The sequence below is a fragment of the Thalassovita sp. genome, assembly GCF_963691685.1.
In the GTDB taxonomy this organism is placed as follows: domain Bacteria; phylum Pseudomonadota; class Alphaproteobacteria; order Rhodobacterales; family Rhodobacteraceae; genus Thalassobius.
The window spans coordinates 2,969,417-2,988,388 of the sequence record NZ_OY829290.1 but is presented as its reverse complement, the minus strand read 5'-3'; the positions used below and the strand labels follow the sequence as shown (position 1 = coordinate 2,988,388).

The following is an 18,972-nucleotide window of genomic DNA, read 5'->3' as shown; positions in this document are numbered from 1 at the left end:
CTGGTTTTGTCAGCTCATGAACTCAAGAGTCGAATGCCATCCTCAAGTGATAAATTCGAATGGAGGCTTTAGTAAGAATGGTCGAAGCGATACCACCACTTGTTTTGGAAGTGCCAAGTTCGAGTGTTAGAAAAGACGCCAAGTTTTATCCCATGATGGGGGGAACGTTGGATGGGCATCTGTCCTACAGAGAGATTGGAGAAACGCCGTATTTCCCCCCTGTGCGCGACGTATCCTGGATTCCGACAAATGCGAAGCGCTTTCGTGATGTTGCTATTCCAGACGTTATGGCAGCGCATTGGGAACACAAGGTTCTGACGGTCGACCCAAAGGAGCTTCAACCATTTGCCCCGAAGCTGCGTGTAAACAATGATGATCTGATTGAGCATTTGCCCGATATCCACCCGTGGACACCATTTATGATCGTTAGCGAACGCGCCAAATCGGTTATTGAAGACATTGACCCAGACACCGCGTACTTCTTTCCCGTTGAAATCTTTAGCAGCGCGAATGAGCCCGTGGAAAAAACCTTTTATTGGTGCGTTTTTAGGAACCGGCTTTATTATGAAAACTCTACTCTAGGACGGCCTGTTGTAAGCGTTCCCTTCCCCGGTATTTTTGGCGATGGAGGAATGGTTTATGAGATGGAGACTTACTCAGAAGTTCAAAGCCACTTAGAGAGATTTCCTTTTTGGGGATTGAGCTTTTTCCTGGGGCGTGCTTGCTTCTCACGATCAGCCTTTTTGCGTCTGAAATCAGAGCTGCTGACGGGGCTAGTCGAAAATACCGAAACTCGATTCGCCGCAGACAGAAAACTTCATGAGAGCATCGGGCATATAGCATAATGGCAAACTTTGTTCGTGGAACCGACTCGTAAAAGCTACGGAAAGCAGCCGATCGCTTTGCGGCATCAAATGGTGGAGTCGACCCATCTGTATTTGGCAGCCCCCAAGCGCATCGCCTGTTTTCAATCGAGGTTTTTGGTGACGCGAACACCCTCTTAGTTTGCGCCGCCCTTGGTTCCAAAATCTCTGACGAAGCGCTGTCTTGTGCAAGGTGGTTCCACTTAGTCCGACCGCGAATTCACGATGCGGATTATATTATCAAGGGGCGCAGCTATCCCAATAGGCTGGTCCTTATTGGCTTTCTTTAACAGCTTACGCACCGTTTTCTGGCTCAGGGTGTAGCTTCTGCCCGGCCTACTGTGCGCTTTTTGCGAGCAGTTCTGCGGCAATCTTGGCGAAGGTCTCGGTTTGCTCAGCTGCCGCCTTGGCTTTCTGATCTTTGCGTATGCTCGAGGGATCTTCGTCCTTTGCGATCAAACTACGGGCCTCATCCCGTTTTTGTCGCGCATCGGCCAAAGTCACTTCCGGGTATTTGCCCAGCGCTAGAAGCCTCTCTTTTCGCAGCAAGCGGTATTTGAAATGCCAGAGTTTCGACCCATTCGGCTTGATCAGCAGATAGAGACCGTCGAAGTCGGCTTGCTTGTAAGGCTTTTCTTTAGGTTTTAGAGGCCGAATCCTTGCATCGCTCAGGACCGGATGGGGGACCTTCCAGATGTCTCATGACACGTACCCCAGATCGGTACCCCACATAGGGGTAGATAGTAGCGCACGTGGCAGGACATCACCGGACAAACCCACAGCGAAAAGCCTGCGAATACAGGCTATTGGCGGACCAACTTGGATGCAACTGGATGATAAAATGGTGCCCCCACACGGACTCGAACCGCGGACCTACTGATTACAAATCAGTTGCTCTACCAGCTGAGCTATAGGGGCATGACCAGCGTTCTGGTCTGGGACTTGGATTAGCCGAGAGGGCAGGGGGGTGCAAGGGGGCAATGTGAATTGGCGGTGGAAAATTCCGGGTGTTGTGCTGTGCGGTGCAAAGCCTGTGGAAGCGCAACACTGGATGCGGTGAGGCCCGCGTCAGATCACAGATATCATGGTGTGGGTAGTAAATTGGAGCGGGCGAGGCGATTCGAACGCCCGACCCTAACCTTGGCAAGGTTATGCTCTACCCCTGAGCTACGCCCGCTCCGTTGTGAACACTGACGCGGTTCTGACGCCCCCGTTCGGAGGAGATTTGGAGCGGGCGAGGCGATTCGAACGCCCGACCCTAACCTTGGCAAGGTTATGCTCTACCCCTGAGCTACGCCCGCTTCCTTTTCGACGGTGGGTGACCGTCATGGGTAACCTATTGGAGCGGGCGAGGCGATTCGAACGCCCGACCCTAACCTTGGCAAGGTTATGCTCTACCCCTGAGCTACGCCCGCTTCCTTAGGTGTGGCGTGGAATACAAACACTGGCCGGGGGCCGCAAGAGGAAAATGCCAAAGGCGAGCAAAAAAACCGGCTAAATTGGTCCGGCCTGCCAACTGCACCTTTTTTACAAGGGGCAGGGCAGGTCCAGCCGCGCCATCGGGTCAGGCCAAAGGCTCCTGTCAGATCAGGCTGTGGGCGATCAGGCCGAGAGCGGAAAAGGCCATCATTGCAAAGGTCAGGATCATGCCAGACTTGCGCAGGGGGATGATCTGCGGCGTGCGGCCAAAGCCGATGGCGTGCAGCAGCCGGCCGGCCAGGAATATCACACCAAGGGCATGCACCGCCCAGGTTGGGGCGCCCTGCAGTTCGACCAACAGCAGCAACAGCAGCGAGATCGGGGCATATTCCGCGCAGTTGGATTGGGTGCGCATGGCTTTGATCATCGCCTTGTTGGCACCGTCACCAACGCTGACCTTTTCGGACTGACGGGTGCCGATCACCCGAACCGAGAGGTAAAGGAACAACAGGGCGGCAAGGCCTGCGTATAGCGGTGTGGCGATCAGGGGCATGGGGCTCTCCGGCTGTGAAACACTTCAATCGGGGCGAAGCGTGGCGCAAAGTTTCAGGGCAGGCCAGCGTTAATGGCCGCTTTGGCGCTGCGCTGCCCTTAGGTTAGCCTGTTCGCCACTGCGGTCCGGAGCCGCCACATGTGCCTAGGGCCTAGGGCCTAGGGCATGGGGGTGGCGTGCAGAATATTGCGCATATAGGCGGCATCTTCCTCGGACAGCTGCGGCAGCAAAACCCGGGTGGTGTAATGGCCATAGAACTTGCCGTAAGAGGGCACAGCCCAGTCGATGATCTGCGCATGCTCAAAGTGCAGCGCGTCACCGATCTGGGCGCCTTTGATGTCCCGCGGGTGGTTGGCGTAAACGGCCGTGAAGGCATCGCCGCCTTCGGGCCGCACGCCGCGGACCCAGATGTTTTCGTTCTCAATCCCGTCTGCATTCACAGGCACCGCAACCTTCAGGGTCAAGGCGTCGGGGTAGGTGCCATTGGCCACAGGCACGCGCGCCAGGATCGTGTCCAGGGTCGCGCGGGCCTCCACGATGGCCTGTACCATCTCCTTGTTGTCTGAACTGGTGTTGACGGTGGTATCCAGCGCCAGTGCGCCCTGGGGGCTAAGCGCACAGCTGAGGGAGAGGGTGAGGGACAGCGCAAGAGATCGCAGCATAATGGTCATCCAATACATAAAAAAATCGCGGGCACCGTGACCCGCGATTTTCCTGATGTCAATGCGCGCTAGGCGCGTGGATTACTCCAGTTCGACCAGCAGGTCCTTGGCGTCAATCTGACCGCCGGGCTGCACGTGCACGGCTTTCACAACCGCGTCGCGTTCAGCGTGAATGCCGGTTTCCATCTTCATCGCCTCGATGGTCAGCAACAGGTCGCCCTCATGCACTTCCTGACCGACCGAGACGCCGACTGAGGCCACAACACCCGGCATCGGTGCGCCGATGTGGTTCTGGTTGCCCAGTTCGGCCTTGGGGCGGGCGGCGGTGGCGGATTTCACCAGACGGTTCGGCACGCGGATCACCCGCGGCTGGCCGTTCAGTTCAAAGAACACCTTCACTTCGCCGTTTTCATCGGTCTCGCCAATGGCCTGCAGGCGGATTTCCAGCGTCTTGCCCGGATCGATCTCGGCGGTGATCTCATCACCCGGTTCCATCCCGTAGAAGAAGGTCTTGGTCGGCAAGGTCCGGACCGGGCCGTACTGACGGTGACGGCCCATGTAATCCATGAAGACCTTGGGATACATCAGGTAGCCGTTCAGATCCTCATCATCCACCTCAAACCCGTCCAGATCGGCGCTGACCTGTGCGCGGACCTCTTCCAGATCCACGGGCGCCAGATGCGCGCCGGGGCGGTCGGTGTTGGGCGCATCGCCTTTCAGCGCTTTGGCCACGATGCCGGCGGGAAAACCACCCGGAGGCTGGCCCAGATTGCCGCGCATCATATCCACAACCGAGTCGGGGAAGGCCACGTCTTTGGTTGGGTCCTCGACGTCGGCGCGGGTCAGGCCCTGGCTGACCATCATCAGTGCCATGTCGCCGACCACCTTGGACGAAGGCGTCACCTTCACGATGTCACCAAACATCTGGTTGGCGTCAGCATACATCTGCGCCACCTCATGCCAGCGTTCCTCCAACCCCAGCGAGCGCGCCTGCGCCTTGAGGTTGGTGAACTGACCGCCGGGCATTTCGTGCAGGTAAACCTCAGACGCCGGGGCCGCCAGACCGCTTTCAAAGGCGGTGTATTGCGCGCGCACCTGTTCCCAGTAATTGCTGACCTCACGGATGCGGCCAATGTCGATACCGGTGTCCCGGTCGGTGTTGGCCAGCGCTTCCACGATGGAGCCAAGGCAGGGCTGCGACGTCCCGCCCGAGAAGGCATCCATCGCCGCATCCACAGCATCAACACCCGCATCTGCGGCGGCCAGAATGGTGGCCCCGGCAATGCCCGAGGTGTCATGGGTGTGGAAATGTACTGGTATGGACAGCTCTTCTTTCAGGGCTTTGACCAGTTGACGGGCGGCGGCCGGTTTCAGCAGGCCTGCCATATCCTTCAGGCCCAGCACATGGGCGCCGGCGGCTTCCAGTTCCTTGCCCATGTTGACGTAGTATTTCAGGTCATACTTGGCGCGGTTCGGATCCAGAATATCGCCGGTGTAGCAGATCGTGCCTTCGCAGACCTTGCCCGCCTCATTCACCGCATCCATCGCCACGCGCATGTTTTCCACCCAGTTCAGGCTGTCAAACACGCGGAACACGTCGATGCCTCTGGCGGCCTCCGCCACAAAGCTTTGCACCACATTGTCAGGGTAGTTGGTGTAACCCACCCCGTTTGAGGCGCGCAGCAGCATCTGGGTCATCAGGTTGGGCATGCGGCTGCGCAGGTCGCGCAGACGCTGCCACGGGCATTCCTGCAGGAAGCGATAGGCCACATCAAAGGTTGCGCCACCCCAACACTCGACCGAGAACAGCTCGGGCAGGTTGGCGGCGTAGCTGGGCGCCACACGGATCATATCGATCGAACGCATCCGGGTCGCCAGCAGCGACTGGTGGCCATCGCGCATGGTGGTGTCGGTCAGCAGCAGCTTCTTCTGCGCCAGCATCCAGTCGGCAACGGCTTTCGGGCCTTCGGCTTCCAGCAGGTTGCGGGTGCCGGCCGGGATCTCATCGCCGTGGGCGGGCGGTTTTGGCAGTTTCAGATCCTCAGCCGGGGCAGGGCGGCCCTCTGTCTCAGGGTGACCGTTGACCGAAATGTCGGCGATATAGGTCAGAACCTTGGTGCCACGGTCGCGCCGTTTCTTGAAGTTGAAGAGATCGGTCGACTCGTCGATGAACTTGGTGGTGTATTCATTGCTGAGGAAGGTCGGGTGCTTCAGCAGGTTTTCCACAAAGGCGATGTTGGTCGACACGCCGCGAATACGGAATTCGCGCAGCGCCCGGTCCATCCGGTGGATCGCCGCCTCGGGCGTTGGGGCCCAGGCGGTGACCTTGACCAGCAGCGAGTCATAGTAGCGGGTGATCACCCCGCCCGAATAGGCGGTGCCTCCGTCCAGACGGATGCCCATGCCCGTGGCCGAGCGATAGGCGGTGATACGGCCATAGTCGGGGATGAAGTTGTTCTGCGGATCCTCGGTGGTGATCCGGGTCTGCAGCGCATGGCCGTTCAGACGGATTTCATCCTGGCTGTTCTTGCCGGTGGCCTCGGCCAATGTCTTGCCTTCGGCGATCTTGATCTGCGCCTGCACAATGTCGATGCCGGTGACTTCTTCGGTGACGGTGTGTTCCACCTGCACCCGGGGGTTCACCTCGATGAAATAGAACTTGCCGGTGTTCATATCCATCAGGAACTCAACGGTGCCAGCGCATTCATAGTTCACATGGGCGCAGATCTTGCGGCCCAGATCACAAAGCTCGGTGCGCTGTTCTTCTGTCAGGTAGGGGGCCGGGGCGCGCTCAACCACTTTCTGGTTGCGGCGCTGGACCGAACAATCCCGTTCCCAAAGATGGTAAATCTCACCGTGGCTGTCGCCGAGGATCTGCACCTCAACGTGGCGGGCACGGGTGATCATCTTTTCCAGATAGCCCTCACCATTGCCAAAGGCCGCTTCGGCCTCACGGCGGCCTTCCAGCACCTTTTCTTCCAGCTCATCCTCGCTGAGGATCGGGCGCATGCCGCGTCCGCCGCCGCCCCAGCTGGCTTTCAGCATCAGGGGGTAGCCGATTTCAGCGGCCTCTTTCTTGATCGCCTCCATATCGTCGTCCAGCACCTCGGTGGCGGGGATGACCGGCACATCTGCGGTGATCGCAACCTTACGGGCGCTGGCCTTATCACCGAGCGCGCGCATGGTTTCTGCCTTGGGGCCGATGAAGGTGATGCCATTTGCGGCGCAGGCGTCGACGAAGTCGGGGTTTTCCGACAGCAGGCCATAACCCGGGTGGATCGCGTCCGCGCCGCATTCCTTGGCAACGCGGATGATCTCATCAATCGACAGGTAGGCGGCCACAGGGCCCAGGCCTTCACCGATGCGGTAAGCTTCATCCGCCTTGAAGCGATGCAGCCCCAATTTGTCCTCTTCGGCAAAGACCGCCACGGTCTTTTTCCCAAGCTCGTTGGCTGCCCGCATGATCCGGATGGCAATCTCGCCCCGGTTTGCGATCAGGATCTTGTTGAACTCAGTTGCTGTGACGTCGGTCATCTCGGTCATGGCGCACCTCCCGCGGTCCGTGAAATTACTGTGACAGTGCTTGGCATGTCGCTGCATTGCAGCGCAACAGTTTTGGGCGCTATCGGTCACTTTAGGTGACCAAAAAAATCATGTTAGCGATAAACTTGCTTGTGTTGACACATTTTGGCGCCTCCGGTTTTGCATTTATGCATGATCTAATTCCGAATCTGCGAGTCACCTATCGGGAAATGCTGCGCCTCAGCGTAGCTGCCGTTGCGGCAGGTCTGTCAGTGTTTTGGCCCCCATTTGCCCCATGTTGGCCAACAGATCGCGGCGCAGCAGATCCACCAGATGATCCGGTCCTTTTGCCCCTAATGCCCCAAGTGCATAATGCCATGCCCGCCCCAACATGACAAAATCTGCGCCTAAAGCGACAGCGCGGCAGATATCGAGGCCGCCTTCGACGCCGCTGTCAAAGATCACCGGCAGCTTGGTTTCCGCGCGGATGGCGGGCAGCACATCGATGCTGGCCGGGGCGGCGTCAAACTGGCGCCCGGCGTGATTTGAGACCCAGATGCCATCAACGCCTGCCGCTTCCAGCGGTTTCACGTCGCGCGCATCCATCACACCTTTGACCACAAGCGGGCCGTCCCAGGCATCGCGCAGGGCCTGCAGATAGGTCCAATCCGGGGAGGTACGCAGCAGGTAGCCAACATGTTCGGTGGAGCTGAGCCCGGTCGCCTTATCCGCATAGCCATCGATCAGCCGCATCCGCGGCATGCCCATTTTCGCCATGCCCATGGCCCAGGCCGGGCAGCGGGCCACCTGCGCCAGCAGACGCGGGGTCAGCCGTGGCGGGCTGGTTAGGCCCGAACGAACCTGCCGTTCACGGCGACTGGCCACCGGCACATCCACGGTCAGAACCAAGGTGGTGAAACCTGCATCGCGCGCCCGTTTCAACATATCGGCGCGGATCTCAGGATCGCGCGGCGGGTAAATCTGGAACCAACCATTGCCGTTCAGGCAATCGCCTACCTCCTCAGGTGTGCGGCTGGCCACGGTCGACAGCCCATAGGGCAGCCCGTGCCGGGTGGCGGCGGCGGCCAGCAGCCGTTCGGCGTTGGGCCAGAACAGACCGGACATGCCAACGGGTGAGACACCAAAGGGCAGGGGATGGCGTTGCCCAAAGAGATCGACCGAAAGATCTACCTCTTGTTCGCCATGCAGGATCGAGGGCATCAGCTGCACCGCATCCAACCCATGACGGTTGCGCAGCTGCGTGCGCTCCTCCCCGGTGGCGCTGTCGAGGTATTCAAAGACAAACCAGGGCAGACGTTTTTGCGCCTTTGCTTTCAGGTCAGAGAGGGCGGGGTAGCGTTGATGCAGATCCATGCCGGTATTTGCAAAGCTGCGCAGGGGATTGTCCAGACTTGATTGCGCCTCAAACGCCCGACGGATGTTGCCAGTTTCGCGTACGTGGAACTCAACGGGCCGCCACATTGCCGGCTTTGTGGCCCTCCTCTTGATCCGACGGGGCTGGCTCCGTCGCGTCCTCACCACTTGACGCTTCCGAAGTGGCGGCACGATCGGCGGCCAGATCTCTGTCCCAAGTTTCCGCCAGCGACTCGTTCGACGGGTCAGGCATTTGAGCAGATGGGGTGGTGTTTAACTCAGCCACAGTGGCGTCCTCTTCCGCCACTTGCGCGGATGGATCGCGGGGGCTGGGGCTCACCGTGTTGGCCAGCCGGACCTGATTGCGACCTTTGGCCTTGGCGGCGTAGAGCGCTTCGTCGGCGCAGCGCATCAGCTCCTGCGGCAGGGTGCCATGCTGCGGATAGTGCGAAACGCCCAGCGAAATGGTGACCGTCGGCAGTGTTTTCTCGCCGTAGCGCAGTGAGATCGCTTCGACCGCTTTGCGCAGATGTTCGGCCTTGCGCAACACATCAGCGTTTTTCACCCCGGGCAGTATCAGCGTAAACTCCTCGCCGCCCATACGGCAGGCGACCTGATCGCCATCGCAGGCCTTTTCCAATGCGGTGCCCACGGCGCGCAGGATCATATCACCTGCGTCGTGGCCATGGTTGTCATTGAACTTTTTGAAGTGGTCCACATCCACCGCGATGAGGCTCAGCGGCACGCCGGTGTTCTGGCTGTTGTTGATTGCCTTGCGCAGGCATTCGGTCATATGGCGGCGGTTGAACAGCCCGGTCAGCGGGTCGCGTACCGACTGATCCTGCAGCTGATCCCGCATCCGCACATTGGCGATCGCCATGGACAGCTGTTCTGCACACATCTGGGCCAGTTTCTTGTTGCTTCGGAAAGCCCGTTCTTTTCCGGCAACGGCGCGCAGATGCATCAGCCCGACGGTTTCGCCATGGGCCAGAATGGGAAAGCAGTAATAGGGGCGGCCATCATGAGGTTCGGCGTGATCGCAGGTGAAGTCCACCTCTGAGGCGCCAAATTCATAGGTGCGGCCGCGGCGCAAGCCCCAGCATTCCTCCGGGTGGATCTGCGCTTTGACCTCACCGCCGTTCCATTTGCCACAGCCCTCCAACACATCGCGGGAGTTGGAATAGACGTAAACGCTGCCCTCCGCATTGGGCAGGATATGGGTCATGAAACGCGCGACCATCTGGAACGGTTCCTCCAGCGAGTGGCTGGACTGCAGCCATTCGTTCAGCTCCCCCAATAGCTGCACTTCGCGGGCAAGGCGCAGCTGTTTGTCAACGATGTCTCGTTCTTTGGCATTGCTGAGGTTCAGCTGGGCGACATTTCTGCGGTTGGCGCGGTGCAGGGCCAGACCGGCGATGGTCATGGTGCTGAGCACCACAGCGGCGATGATCGCCAACATCAGCCGCACCCGCGCAATGAAAGAACTGCGCAGCTCAGTAATATCCGAATAGAACTCAATCGCGCCGTCAAACTGCCCGTTGTGCAGGTAAGGGACTGAGATTTTGGCGACATGCCGCTCTTCATAGGCGTCGGGGTGGATCAGGGGTTCGGCATGGTTTGGATCATGTGCGTCATGGCCGGCGTGGGCCGCCTGGATCTCCGCGCCAGTTTGCACCTCATCGACATAATAGACCTGCCCCTGCGCCACAAATTCGCGGAAATAGGGGCGTTCTTCATCCAGGCCGATCTTGCTGGTATCGGTGGACCAGAAAACATGGCCGGTTTTGTCAAAAAGATGAAAGCGGAACACGTCCGAGGCTTCGACCATCAGCAACAGGAAATGACGATCATGTTCGCTGACGGTGGCGGTTTCAAAACTGTGTTCCGCATCGTCCAACTGCAGGATCACCTGACGCTGCCACAAAACGGATTGGGCGCGGATGTCATCCTCAATCAACCGATCAACAATCGGGCCGGGCGCTTTCAACACCGCCAGCAGCGCCACCGCGGTGATCAGCGCCACAAAGCCAAGTGCCAGGACCGCACGCCTGATCTGTTGCATATAATAAGTGAGTGGTTTGGCCATCTTCCGCCCCTTCCTGGTATCCCCGGCCTCACCTTGACTGGGGGGGGCTTTCCAAACCGTTAACACCAGCGCGAAACCGTGTGGATTTCGCGTCAAACTACAGCGGATTTTAGTCAGTTGTGCCCTTGCGGTGGGATGCGAACATTCTGCGAACGTCCTCTTTTCGCGGCGGCTGAATCACGTTAGGATCGCACCATGACCGACTATGATGAATTCGATGCCTTCGAAGGCGCTTCGCTGTCTCAACGTGCCATGGCCGCGCGTCCCGCCCCTTACCTGGATGAGTTGAACCCGGCGCAGCGCGCCGCGGTGGAGGCGCTGGATGGTCCGGTGCTGATGCTGGCAGGCGCGGGCACCGGCAAAACCAAGGCGCTGACCACGCGGATTGTGCATCTGCTGAACACCGGCCGCGCGGGCCCGCATGAGATTCTGTCGGTCACCTTTACCAACAAGGCCGCACGCGAAATGAAAGAGCGGGTGGGCCGGCTGCTGGGCCAGACGGTGGAGGGGATGCCCTGGCTGGGCACCTTCCATTCGATCTGTGTGAAACTGCTGCGCCGCCATGCGGAACTGGTGACGCTGGAACTGGCGCTGGGCGCGGGGGGGGAGGATCCCCTGGCTGCGGCCCAGACTACGGCGCAGGCGGCGGCTCAGCAGGATGATGTGTTGGAAGATCTGACGGGCCAGCCGTTTGCCCCGGCCGCGATCCCGAACCATCTGAAAAGCAATTTCACGATTCTGGACACCGACGATCAGAACCGTCTGCTGAAACAGCTGATCGAAGCGGCGGGCATGGATGTCAAACGCTGGCCGGCGCGGCAGCTTTCGGGGGTGATTGATCACTGGAAAAACCGCGCCTGGACGCCGGAACAGGTGCCGACCTCTGAGGCGGCGGCGTTCAACAATCGGGGCATTGAGCTCTACAAACAGTATCAGCGCCGATTGATCGAGCTGAACGCCTGCGATTTCGGCGATCTGCTCTTGCATGTGGTGTCGATCTTCCAGCGCTACCCGGATCTACTGGAACAGTATCGCCGCCGCTTCAAATACATTCTGGTGGATGAGTATCAGGATACCAACGTGGCCCAGTATCTGTGGCTGCGGCTTCTGGCGGGCGGGCATAAAAACATCTGCTGTGTGGGCGATGATGACCAGTCGATCTATGGCTGGCGCGGCGCCGAAGTGGGCAATATCCTGCGGTTTGAAAAGGATTTTCCCGGCGCCGAAGTGATCCGTCTGGAACAGAACTACCGTTCAACCTCACATATTCTGGCGGCGGCCTCAGGCGTTATTCAGGGCAACTCAAACCGTTTGGGCAAAACCCTTTGGACGGATCAGGGCGACGGCGAAAAGGTGCGGCTCATCGGCCATTGGGACGGTGAGGAAGAGGCGCGCTGGATCGGAGAAGAGATTGAGGCCGGCCAAAAAGGTGCGCGCGGTGTCCGCCCACATGGGTTGGATGAGGTGGCGATCCTTGTGCGCGCCTCACATCAGATGCGCGCCTTTGAGGACCGTTTCCTGACCATCGGCTTGCCGTATCGCGTCATCGGCGGCCCACGTTTTTATGAGCGGATGGAGATCCGCGATGCCATGGCCTATTTCCGTGTGGTGACCTCACCTGCGGATGACCTGGCGTTTGAGCGGATCGTGAACACGCCCAAGCGCGGCCTTGGCGACAAGGCACAGCAGAAGATCCAGATGGCGGCGCGTCAGAACGGCGTGCCCTTGGTGGAAGGCGCCCGCCTGTTGCTGCAGGACAAGGGGATCGGTGGCAAAGGCGCCAAAGAGCTGGCGCTGCTGGTCGACAATATTGACCGCTGGGGCCGTCTGGCCGGGGATGAGGATCTGAGCCATATCGAATTGGCCGAAATGATCCTGGATGAATCCGGCTACACCACGATGTGGCAGAATGACAAAACGCCCGAGGCGCCGGGCCGTCTGGAAAACCTCAAGGAATTGGTGAAGGCGCTGGAGCAGTTTGAAAACCTCTCGGGCTTTCTGGAACACGTTGCGCTGATCATGGACAATGACAGCCAGGACGCTGAGCAGAAGGTCTCCATCATGACGCTGCATGCGGCCAAAGGGTTGGAGTTTCCGGTGGTCTTCCTGCCCGGTTGGGAAGATGGGCTGTTCCCTTCGCAGCGCTCGATGGATGAAAACGGAGTCAAGGGCCTCGAGGAAGAGCGGCGGTTGGCCTATGTGGGCATCACCCGCGCCGAAGAGGTCTGTACCATTTCCTTTGCCGGCAACCGGCGGGTCTATGGCCAGTGGCAGGCGCAGTTGCCCTCGCGCTTCATTGACGAAATCCCGGAGGAGCACGTCGAGGTGCTGACCGGATCGGGCTATGCGGGCGGTGGCTATGGCGGCGGTATGGGTATGGGGGGATTGGGCGGCGTGGCCTCCTCCATCGACAGCCGCGTGGCGGATGCCAATGTCTATAACTCACCGGGGTGGAAACGCATGCAGGCGCGCAGCCATCAGCGCCCGGTCGGCCAGCCCAAGGAAAGCCTGAAAACGGTGATCGATCTGCAGGCGGTCAGCGCCTACACCCTGGGTGAGCGAGTGTTCCACCAAAAATTCGGCTACGGCAGCATAACCGGGATCGAAGGCGACAAGCTGGAGATCGACTTTGAAAAAGCCGGGCCCAAGAAAGTGGTGGCGAAGTTTGTCACCGCGGCCAATGATGCAGGCGGCGATGTGCCGTTCTAAGGAATTGAAGACATGACGAAAATGACCCTTCTTGATGGCGGGATGAGCCGGGAACTGGTGGCCTGCGGTGCTGAGTTGAAACAGCCCGAATGGTCGGCCGGTGCGGTGATCGACGCCCCCGAGGCCGTGGTGGCCGCACATCGCAATTTCATCAATGCAGGCGCGCAGGTGGTGACCGTCAACGCCTATGCCTTGGTGCCCTTCCACATCGGCGAAGACCGGTTTGCCGAACAGGGCGCGGGGCTTGCCGACCGGGCGGGCCGTCTGGCGCGCGAAGCTGTGGGCGACAGTGGGGCCAAGGTGGCGGGTTGTCTGCCGCCGCTCTTTGGCTCTTATGAACCGCAGGCCTTTGATGCGGCCCGCGCGCCCGAGATGCTGGCGCAGCTGATCACCGCACAATCGCCGCATGTCGATCAGTGGCTGGTTGAAACGACCTCCAGCCTTGAGGAGGCGGCAGCTGCAGCCAAGGCGCTGGAAGGCGACGCCCGGCCGCTGTGGATCTCCTTCACGCTGCGCGATGACACGGTGGAGGCCCCGCTGCTGCGGTCCGGCGAAACCGTGGCGGCGGCTGCGGCATTGGCGATGGAGGTTGGGGCTGAGGCCATTCTGTTCAACTGTTCCCAGCCAGAGGTGATGGAACAGGCCATCGCGATCGCCAATGGGGCGGCGCAGACTGCAGGATCGGCAATGCGGGTGGGCGTTTATGCCAATGCCTTTGACGATCACAAAGATGATGGCGATCAAGGCGCCAACGATAAGATCACCGAGCTGCGCAAAGACCTGAGCCCGGAAAGCTATGTCACTTGGGCGGATCTTTGGGCCAAAGCAGGCGCCAGCATCATCGGCGGCTGCTGTGGCATTGGGTCAGGCCATATCGCGGCGCTGAAGGCGCATTTTCACGACGCTTGAACAAAGCAGCCTGACCCGTCACACCCGTTAGGGTTTGAGGGGCAGGCGTGGCCCGGCCATCAAGGCCGCGCCACCTGCAGGCAGCAGCAGAACCCATTGTGGCAGGGTGATCAGCCCGTAGGCCCCTTCAAGATGCAGGGCGATGGCGATGAACAACGCGCCCCCCAGCAGGTAGAGCCAGCCGAAATAGCGTACAGCCGGACCACCCTGCCAGAACACATAGGCAGACAGGACCAGAAAGCCGCTGACCATGTGCCATGCGGCCCAGATGGTGCCGCGCACAAACAGCGGCAGATCGGTCTGCATCACCGGCATCAGCGTATCCAGTGTTCCTAAAATCGTATGGGCGGCGGCGGAAATACCCGCCAGCCCAACCGCAAACATGCGGGCAAAATGTGGGGCGACAATCTGTTTGGAGGTCCGGGTCATGGGGTCAATCCCTTACGGTCAAAAGATGCCTTGGAGGCTACGCTTTTGCCCCGCAAATGGAAGCAAGATCGGGCGCTTGCGCCGCTCTGCCGCAGGGGGGCGGATCTGTCAGGCTAGACCGTCACTTCGATCTCAGACCGTTTGGCGCGGATGCCTTCTGCCAGATGGTCGGCAAGTGCGGTGACCTTGGCGCTGTGGCGCAGGTCAGGGTGGCGCAGCAGCCAGAGGCTGCGGCCAGCAACGGGCTGTGATCCGGGCGCGCGGGTCAGCCCATCAGTCAGATCGCCGATGAAACAGGGCAGGCGGATCAGCCCCAGCCCGGCACGCGCCATAGCAATCTGTGTTGCGCCTTCGCTCATTCGGTGTTTCAGCCGGGCCTTGGGGTAGGGGCTGTGGGCGATCCAATCCGCGTTCTCTTGCCCTTCGGGTTCAAAGCTGCCGATCCAGGTCAGCCCTTGCCCGTCGTCCTGCTGCTTCAGGGTCGCGGCCATCTTGGGGCTGCAATAGGTCGCCAGGCTGCAGGTGACCAGCCGCCGGCCCAGGACGGCATCCCCCACTTCCGTTGCGTAGCGCAGCGACAGATCCGCCTCGCGCTGATCCAGATTGGCGTTTGCTGCGCTCAGATCGATGGCCAGCTCAACCTCGGGCCAGGTGCGCGCAAAATCGGTCAGCAGGTCCATCACAAAGCTCTGCGCCAGAAAGTGCGGCATCGACAGGCGGATCAGGCCCGTCATCTGTTGATCCAACCCCGCCACACGGCGTGACAGGGCGGCCATTTCATCCGCCACAGCCTCAGCATGGGGCAGCAGATGGTGCCCGGCCGCGGTCAGGGTGACGCCATCGCTGCGCCGTTCAAACAGCTGGGTGCCCAGACGCTGTTCCAATGCCTCCAGCCGGCGGCCAACCGTGCTGCGGGTCACCCGCAAGGCATCCGCCGCGCCCTGTTGTGATCCGGCCCGCGCCAGGGCGTGGATGTATTTTAGATCATCCCAGTTGATATCCTCAGGGCGCGGGGTGGGGGCTGTCATCTGTGCGGTCTCACGATCAGGGGCGGGCAGGGCGGCGGCGGGAAGGGCGGCGTTGCCCTCAACCTGAGGTCTGGCCGCAAGAAAACAACCCCCTGTGGGAAAGCCGCGCGCCTGGACCTACTCCGCCGTCACAGGCCGGAACAGGATCAACCTCCCGCCAGCGCTGGCGGCAATCCGCAGCGGCCGTGCAGCTTGATAGCCCTCTGAATGATACCAGCGCATCGCGGCGTCTTCTGACGGGAAAGACACCAGCGCAGTCCAGTTGCCGGACCAAATCCCTTCGATGGGCTCATAGCTCTGGGCGCCAAAATGCACCGTCGCGCCATGCTCCTGCAGGGTGGCAAAGGCGGCGGGGCCATATGTGTCAAAGAAGGCCTCCTGATCCGTCACATCACTTTGGGCCAGCAGATAGACCGGTTCGGCCCAGGCGGCGCCGGTGGTTAGGGTCAGGGCGGTCAGTAAAACTCTCAGCATCTCAATCTCCTCTTGCGCTGGTGACGGAGTCAGAGTGGCAAATCGGCAGCGGCTGGCGCAGATCACAAAGCTGCACCGGGGCCGTGCAGGATTGAGGCATCGACACGCGGTGAAAGCAAAAAGCGGGGAAAGCAAAAAGGGGGGCGCAAAAACAAAACGGCGACACCCAGGGAGGAGGAGGGTATCGCCGTCTTCTTTGCGGCACCCTCAGGGAGGAGGAGGAGAGTGCCGTATCTGGGTCAAGGGCGCGGTGACCTCAGGGAGGAGGAGAGAGGCCACCGCTCTTGACAACGACCTGGGTCAAGGGAGGAGGAGAAGACCCGGTCGTATAACGTTGCCCCTTGCGGGGCTGTCAGTTGCGGCGCTCTCAGGGAGGAGGAGGAGAGCGCCGCGCTTGACAACGAAAGATCTCAGGGAGGAGGAGAGAGATCCTTCGTATTCAGTGCGGTGACCTCAGGGAGGAGGAGGAGGTCACCGCCAGATCACAGAAGCCTCAGGGAGGAGGAGAGAGGCTTCTGAACCCGTTAACTCTTATTTGCCTTTGTAGGCGTGTTCCCAAGCAACCGAACGCAGTTGGCTGCGGCTCAGGCCCAGGTCGCGCAGTTCGCGATCACCGAGAGCCGACATTTCGTTCAGGGTTTCACGGAACAGCTTGCGGCGTGCACGGCGTTCCTGCAGGTCCTGGATCAGCGCCGCGAAGCGGTCTGCGATGCCGAAGGTCTCAGTGCGAAGGATCGATGCGTTTGCCATTGGTCTATCTTTCTTACGTGCGTCTGTTGCGCCGTCGTGGCGCCGTGTCTCGTTTGATGAGGCCAATATGTGCCTTACGCTGCATTTGCACAATCGCTGATGCCGCAACGCAGCTATGCAGTAGATGCATATGAAATACTGACCTATTTTCCCTTGGGTCACTTCATCGCAATTTTTCGATTAAGATTTTGTTAATAATCAACTTAATTCCCTTGAGGGGCACCAAAGGGGGTAAAGGTGCATCGAAAACCCCTCTTGTAAGTGCTGGAATTTGGGTCACCTTTGCCTGCGAATTTAGCAGAAGAATCACGGTGGAGACCGACATGGCACCCATGGCACCGACAAAAACCGAAATTGAAAATGCGCTGGCACAGATCGAATTGCCTGATGGCGGCACTTTGGTGAGTCGCGACATGTTGCGGGCGATGCAGATCACCGGCTCTGAGGTGCGGTTTGTGATTGAGGCGCCCAGCCCCGAAGCGGCCAAGATGATGGAACCGCTGCGCGCCGTGGCGGAACGCTGTGTTGCTGCGCTGCCGGGGGTCACCAAAGTCTCGGTCGCGTTGACGGCCCATGGCCCGGCACCCGCGGCGAAACCGGCGCCCAGCCTGAAAATCGGTGGCCACCCCACGCCGCAGGCCGGCCCGATGCGGCCTGCGGGTGTTGACCGCATTCTGGTCGTTGGCTCAGGCAAAGGGGGCGTGGGCAAATCCACTGTCTCCTCAAACCTTGCCGTGGCGCTGGCCAAACAGGGCCGCAAGGTTGGTCTGTTGGATGCAGATATCTATGGGCCGTCACAGCCCCGTATGATGGGGGTCAGCAAACGCCCCGCCAGCCCCGATGGCAAAACCATCGAACCGCTGCGGGCCCATGGCGTCACACTGATGTCCATTGGTCTGATGCTGGATCCGGACAAGGCGGTGGTCTGGCGCGGCCCGATGCTGATGGGGGCGCTGCAGCAGATGCTGGGGCAGGTGAACTGGGGCGAATTGGACGTGCTGATCGTCGATCTGCCGCCCGGCACAGGCGATGTGCAGCTGACGCTTTGTCAGAAAACGGTGCTGAACGGGGCGATCATCGTCTCAACGCCGCAGGATGTGGCGCTGCTGGATGCGCGCAAAGCGATCGATATGTTCAAGACGCTGAAGACCCCGATCCTGGGGCTGGTGGAAAACATGTCGACCTTCCATTGCCCTGAATGTGGACATGAGGCGCATATCTTCGGCCACGGTGGTGTCGCCAAAGAGGCTAAGGAAATGGGCGTGCCGCTCTTGGCGCAGTTGCCCATTGATCTGGACACCCGCCTTGGCGGTGATGGTGGCGCGCCGGTTGCGCTGGGGGAGGGCCCGGTGGCCGAGGCCTACGCCCGGCTTGCCAAAGGTCTGGTGCAGGGCGGTATGGCCTGAGCCTTATCCTAGGCCGCTTCCCAGGCGGCGATAGGGGCGGGCTGCTCCGTCGGTCGCACCACGGAGGCGGGGCGGGACTGGCTGAGCTCGGTCATCGTCACGAAGTCAAAGCGATAGGCCCGGGCCAGCGCCAAGATCCCTTCCAGATCGTCCGAGCTGCAGCGCATCTTGGGAAACTTGTTGCCCTCGGTGCCAATGAAGTGGCCGCAGGTCACCGCCGCGCCACCTTCTTGCTGCAGCCATTCAAAGCGATCAGCAAAATAGCCGTTCGACAGGCCCATGCCAGTTTTGTCGGTGAAGCAATAGGTGTTCACGGTGCGGCTGCCATAGCGCGCGCTGAGCGAGTCGTGGAACTGATCATAGGGGCCTTCCAGGCGCAGGATCTCAAACCGTTCCAGCAGCGGCGCAATCAGTTTGGGCCGGAACCGGAAATAGGGGAATGAGAAGCTTTTGGGGTGAAAGCCCAGATCGGCCATCGCGTCCAGCCCGCGATCAATCTGGTCGTCCAGATAGTCCTCCAACGTGTGCGACAGCAGATATTTGGGCAGGCGCACGTGTTCCCGCGTGTGAAACCCGATCTCATGACCACGCGCTTCTATCTCTTGCAGCTTGCGAAGTTGCGGCGCGCTGATGCGTTCCGGCCAACACAGGAAAAACGTCGCCCGCGCATCGTATTTGTCAAAAAGATCAAGGGTGTCATGCCAAGAGTCGACGAAATTGTCGTCAAACGTCAAGCATAGTGCCGGACGGTCCGCCATCTGAATATCTGCCTCCAAGTCGGCGCTTTT

Annotated in this window: 15 protein-coding genes and 4 tRNA genes; 4 read left to right on the top strand and 15 right to left on the bottom strand. The window is 60.1% G+C overall.

What is annotated here, in order from left to right; genetic code table 11:
• The first annotated feature begins 77 nt into the window (after positions 1-77).
• Positions 78-845 carry an imm11 family protein gene (locus tag ACORLH_RS14310; protein ID WP_321829037.1) on the top strand — a complete coding sequence of 256 codons (768 nt, stop codon included), beginning with the start codon at positions 78-80 and terminating at the stop codon, positions 843-845.
• A 354-nt stretch (positions 846-1,199) separates the two neighbouring features.
• On the opposite strand, the gene ACORLH_RS14305 is transcribed toward ACORLH_RS14310, so the two are convergent.
• The 10 genes from ACORLH_RS14305 to ACORLH_RS14260 all read right to left on the bottom strand — a co-directional run bounded on the left by ACORLH_RS14305 (position 1,200) and on the right by ACORLH_RS14260 (position 10,479).
• The gene (locus ACORLH_RS14305) at positions 1,200-1,535 is read right to left on the bottom strand and encodes an Arm DNA-binding domain-containing protein (protein ID WP_321832829.1); all 336 of its coding nucleotides are present in this window, start codon (positions 1,533-1,535) and stop codon (positions 1,200-1,202) included.
• 170 nt (positions 1,536-1,705) lie between these two features.
• Positions 1,706-1,781, bottom strand: a tRNA-Thr gene (locus tag ACORLH_RS14300).
• A gap of 184 nt (positions 1,782-1,965) precedes the next feature.
• Positions 1,966-2,040, bottom strand: a tRNA-Gly gene (locus tag ACORLH_RS14295).
• 49 nt (positions 2,041-2,089) lie between these two features.
• Positions 2,090-2,164: transfer RNA gene (locus ACORLH_RS14290), tRNA-Gly, on the bottom strand.
• 39 nt (positions 2,165-2,203) lie between these two features.
• Positions 2,204-2,278 (bottom strand) — tRNA-Gly (locus ACORLH_RS14285).
• Positions 2,279-2,445: 167 nt separating this feature from the next.
• On the bottom strand, positions 2,446-2,835 hold the full coding sequence (locus tag ACORLH_RS14280; RefSeq protein WP_321829036.1) for an MAPEG family protein: 390 nt from the start codon (positions 2,833-2,835) through the stop codon (positions 2,446-2,448).
• A 158-nt stretch (positions 2,836-2,993) separates the two neighbouring features.
• Positions 2,994-3,497: a DUF2314 domain-containing protein gene (locus tag ACORLH_RS14275; RefSeq protein ID WP_321829035.1), complete on the bottom strand. Its 504-nt coding sequence runs from the start codon at positions 3,495-3,497 to the stop codon at positions 2,994-2,996.
• An 81-nt stretch (positions 3,498-3,578) separates the two neighbouring features.
• Positions 3,579-7,040 carry a pyruvate carboxylase gene (locus ACORLH_RS14270; RefSeq protein WP_321829034.1) on the bottom strand — a complete coding sequence of 1,154 codons (3,462 nt, stop codon included), beginning with the start codon at positions 7,038-7,040 and terminating at the stop codon, positions 3,579-3,581.
• 219 nt (positions 7,041-7,259) lie between these two features.
• Positions 7,260-8,393, bottom strand: coding sequence for an alpha-hydroxy acid oxidase (locus ACORLH_RS14265; protein ID WP_321832828.1), 1,134 nt, complete (start codon positions 8,391-8,393; stop codon positions 7,260-7,262).
• Between the two features lie 91 nt (positions 8,394-8,484).
• Positions 8,485-10,479, bottom strand: coding sequence for a sensor domain-containing diguanylate cyclase (locus ACORLH_RS14260; RefSeq protein ID WP_321829033.1), 1,995 nt, complete (start codon positions 10,477-10,479; stop codon positions 8,485-8,487).
• A 195-nt stretch (positions 10,480-10,674) separates the two neighbouring features.
• On the opposite strand from ACORLH_RS14260, the gene ACORLH_RS14255 reads away from it, so the two are divergent.
• The gene (locus ACORLH_RS14255) at positions 10,675-13,188 is read left to right on the top strand and encodes an ATP-dependent helicase (protein ID WP_321829032.1); all 2,514 of its coding nucleotides are present in this window, start codon (positions 10,675-10,677) and stop codon (positions 13,186-13,188) included.
• 12 nt (positions 13,189-13,200) lie between these two features.
• Positions 13,201-14,097: a homocysteine S-methyltransferase family protein gene (locus tag ACORLH_RS14250; protein ID WP_321829031.1), complete on the top strand. Its 897-nt coding sequence runs from the start codon at positions 13,201-13,203 to the stop codon at positions 14,095-14,097.
• A 27-nt stretch (positions 14,098-14,124) separates the two neighbouring features.
• Here the strand turns inward: ACORLH_RS14250 and ACORLH_RS14245 are convergent, their stop codons facing one another.
• The 4 genes from ACORLH_RS14245 to ACORLH_RS14230 all read right to left on the bottom strand — a co-directional run bounded on the left by ACORLH_RS14245 (position 14,125) and on the right by ACORLH_RS14230 (position 16,778).
• Positions 14,125-14,526: a hypothetical protein gene (locus ACORLH_RS14245; RefSeq protein WP_321829030.1), complete on the bottom strand. Its 402-nt coding sequence runs from the start codon at positions 14,524-14,526 to the stop codon at positions 14,125-14,127.
• A gap of 113 nt (positions 14,527-14,639) precedes the next feature.
• Complete coding sequence (locus ACORLH_RS14240) at positions 14,640-15,554, bottom strand: LysR family transcriptional regulator (RefSeq protein WP_321829029.1); 915 nt, start codon at positions 15,552-15,554, stop codon at positions 14,640-14,642.
• 117 nt (positions 15,555-15,671) lie between these two features.
• Positions 15,672-16,028 (bottom strand): DUF1330 domain-containing protein, encoded by a 357-nt coding sequence (locus ACORLH_RS14235; protein ID WP_321829028.1) that lies wholly within the window; start codon positions 16,026-16,028, stop codon positions 15,672-15,674.
• Between the two features lie 531 nt (positions 16,029-16,559).
• Complete coding sequence (locus ACORLH_RS14230) at positions 16,560-16,778, bottom strand: DUF1127 domain-containing protein (protein ID WP_321829027.1); 219 nt, start codon at positions 16,776-16,778, stop codon at positions 16,560-16,562.
• A gap of 332 nt (positions 16,779-17,110) precedes the next feature.
• Here ACORLH_RS14230 and ACORLH_RS14225 point away from each other — a divergent pair, with 332 nt between their 5' ends.
• Entirely contained in the window at positions 17,111-18,184 is a 1,074-nt protein-coding gene (locus ACORLH_RS14225; RefSeq protein WP_321832827.1) for an Mrp/NBP35 family ATP-binding protein, read from the top strand.
• An 8-nt stretch (positions 18,185-18,192) separates the two neighbouring features.
• On the opposite strand, the gene ACORLH_RS14220 is transcribed toward ACORLH_RS14225, so the two are convergent.
• Positions 18,193-18,942: a polysaccharide deacetylase family protein gene (locus ACORLH_RS14220; protein WP_321829026.1), complete on the bottom strand. Its 750-nt coding sequence runs from the start codon at positions 18,940-18,942 to the stop codon at positions 18,193-18,195.
• Between the last annotated feature and the right edge of the window lie 30 nt (positions 18,943-18,972).

What these genes read in the sequence shown, in the direction of transcription:
- ACORLH_RS14310 (WP_321829037.1), top strand. Translation starts at nt 78, where the DNA reads ATGGTCGAAGCGATACCACCACTTGTTTTGGAAGTGCCAAGTTCGAGT.
- ACORLH_RS14280 (WP_321829036.1), bottom strand. Translation starts at nt 2,835, where the DNA reads ATGCCCCTGATCGCCACACCGCTATACGCAGGCCTTGCCGCCCTGTTG.
- ACORLH_RS14275 (WP_321829035.1), bottom strand. Translation starts at nt 3,497, where the DNA reads ATGCTGCGATCTCTTGCGCTGTCCCTCACCCTCTCCCTCAGCTGTGCG.
- ACORLH_RS14270 (WP_321829034.1), bottom strand. Translation starts at nt 7,040, where the DNA reads ATGACCGAGATGACCGACGTCACAGCAACTGAGTTCAACAAGATCCTG.
- ACORLH_RS14265 (WP_321832828.1), bottom strand. Translation starts at nt 8,393, where the DNA reads ATGGATCTGCATCAACGCTACCCCGCCCTCTCTGACCTGAAAGCAAAG.
- ACORLH_RS14260 (WP_321829033.1), bottom strand. Translation starts at nt 10,479, where the DNA reads ATGGCCAAACCACTCACTTATTATATGCAACAGATCAGGCGTGCGGTC.
- ACORLH_RS14255 (WP_321829032.1), top strand. Translation starts at nt 10,675, where the DNA reads ATGACCGACTATGATGAATTCGATGCCTTCGAAGGCGCTTCGCTGTCT.
- ACORLH_RS14250 (WP_321829031.1), top strand. Translation starts at nt 13,201, where the DNA reads ATGACGAAAATGACCCTTCTTGATGGCGGGATGAGCCGGGAACTGGTG.
- ACORLH_RS14245 (WP_321829030.1), bottom strand. Translation starts at nt 14,526, where the DNA reads ATGACCCGGACCTCCAAACAGATTGTCGCCCCACATTTTGCCCGCATG.
- ACORLH_RS14240 (WP_321829029.1), bottom strand. Translation starts at nt 15,554, where the DNA reads ATGACAGCCCCCACCCCGCGCCCTGAGGATATCAACTGGGATGATCTA.
- ACORLH_RS14235 (WP_321829028.1), bottom strand. Translation starts at nt 16,028, where the DNA reads ATGCTGAGAGTTTTACTGACCGCCCTGACCCTAACCACCGGCGCCGCC.
- ACORLH_RS14230 (WP_321829027.1), bottom strand. Translation starts at nt 16,778, where the DNA reads ATGGCAAACGCATCGATCCTTCGCACTGAGACCTTCGGCATCGCAGAC.
- ACORLH_RS14225 (WP_321832827.1), top strand. Translation starts at nt 17,111, where the DNA reads ATGGCACCGACAAAAACCGAAATTGAAAATGCGCTGGCACAGATCGAA.
- ACORLH_RS14220 (WP_321829026.1), bottom strand. Translation starts at nt 18,942, where the DNA reads ATGGCGGACCGTCCGGCACTATGCTTGACGTTTGACGACAATTTCGTC.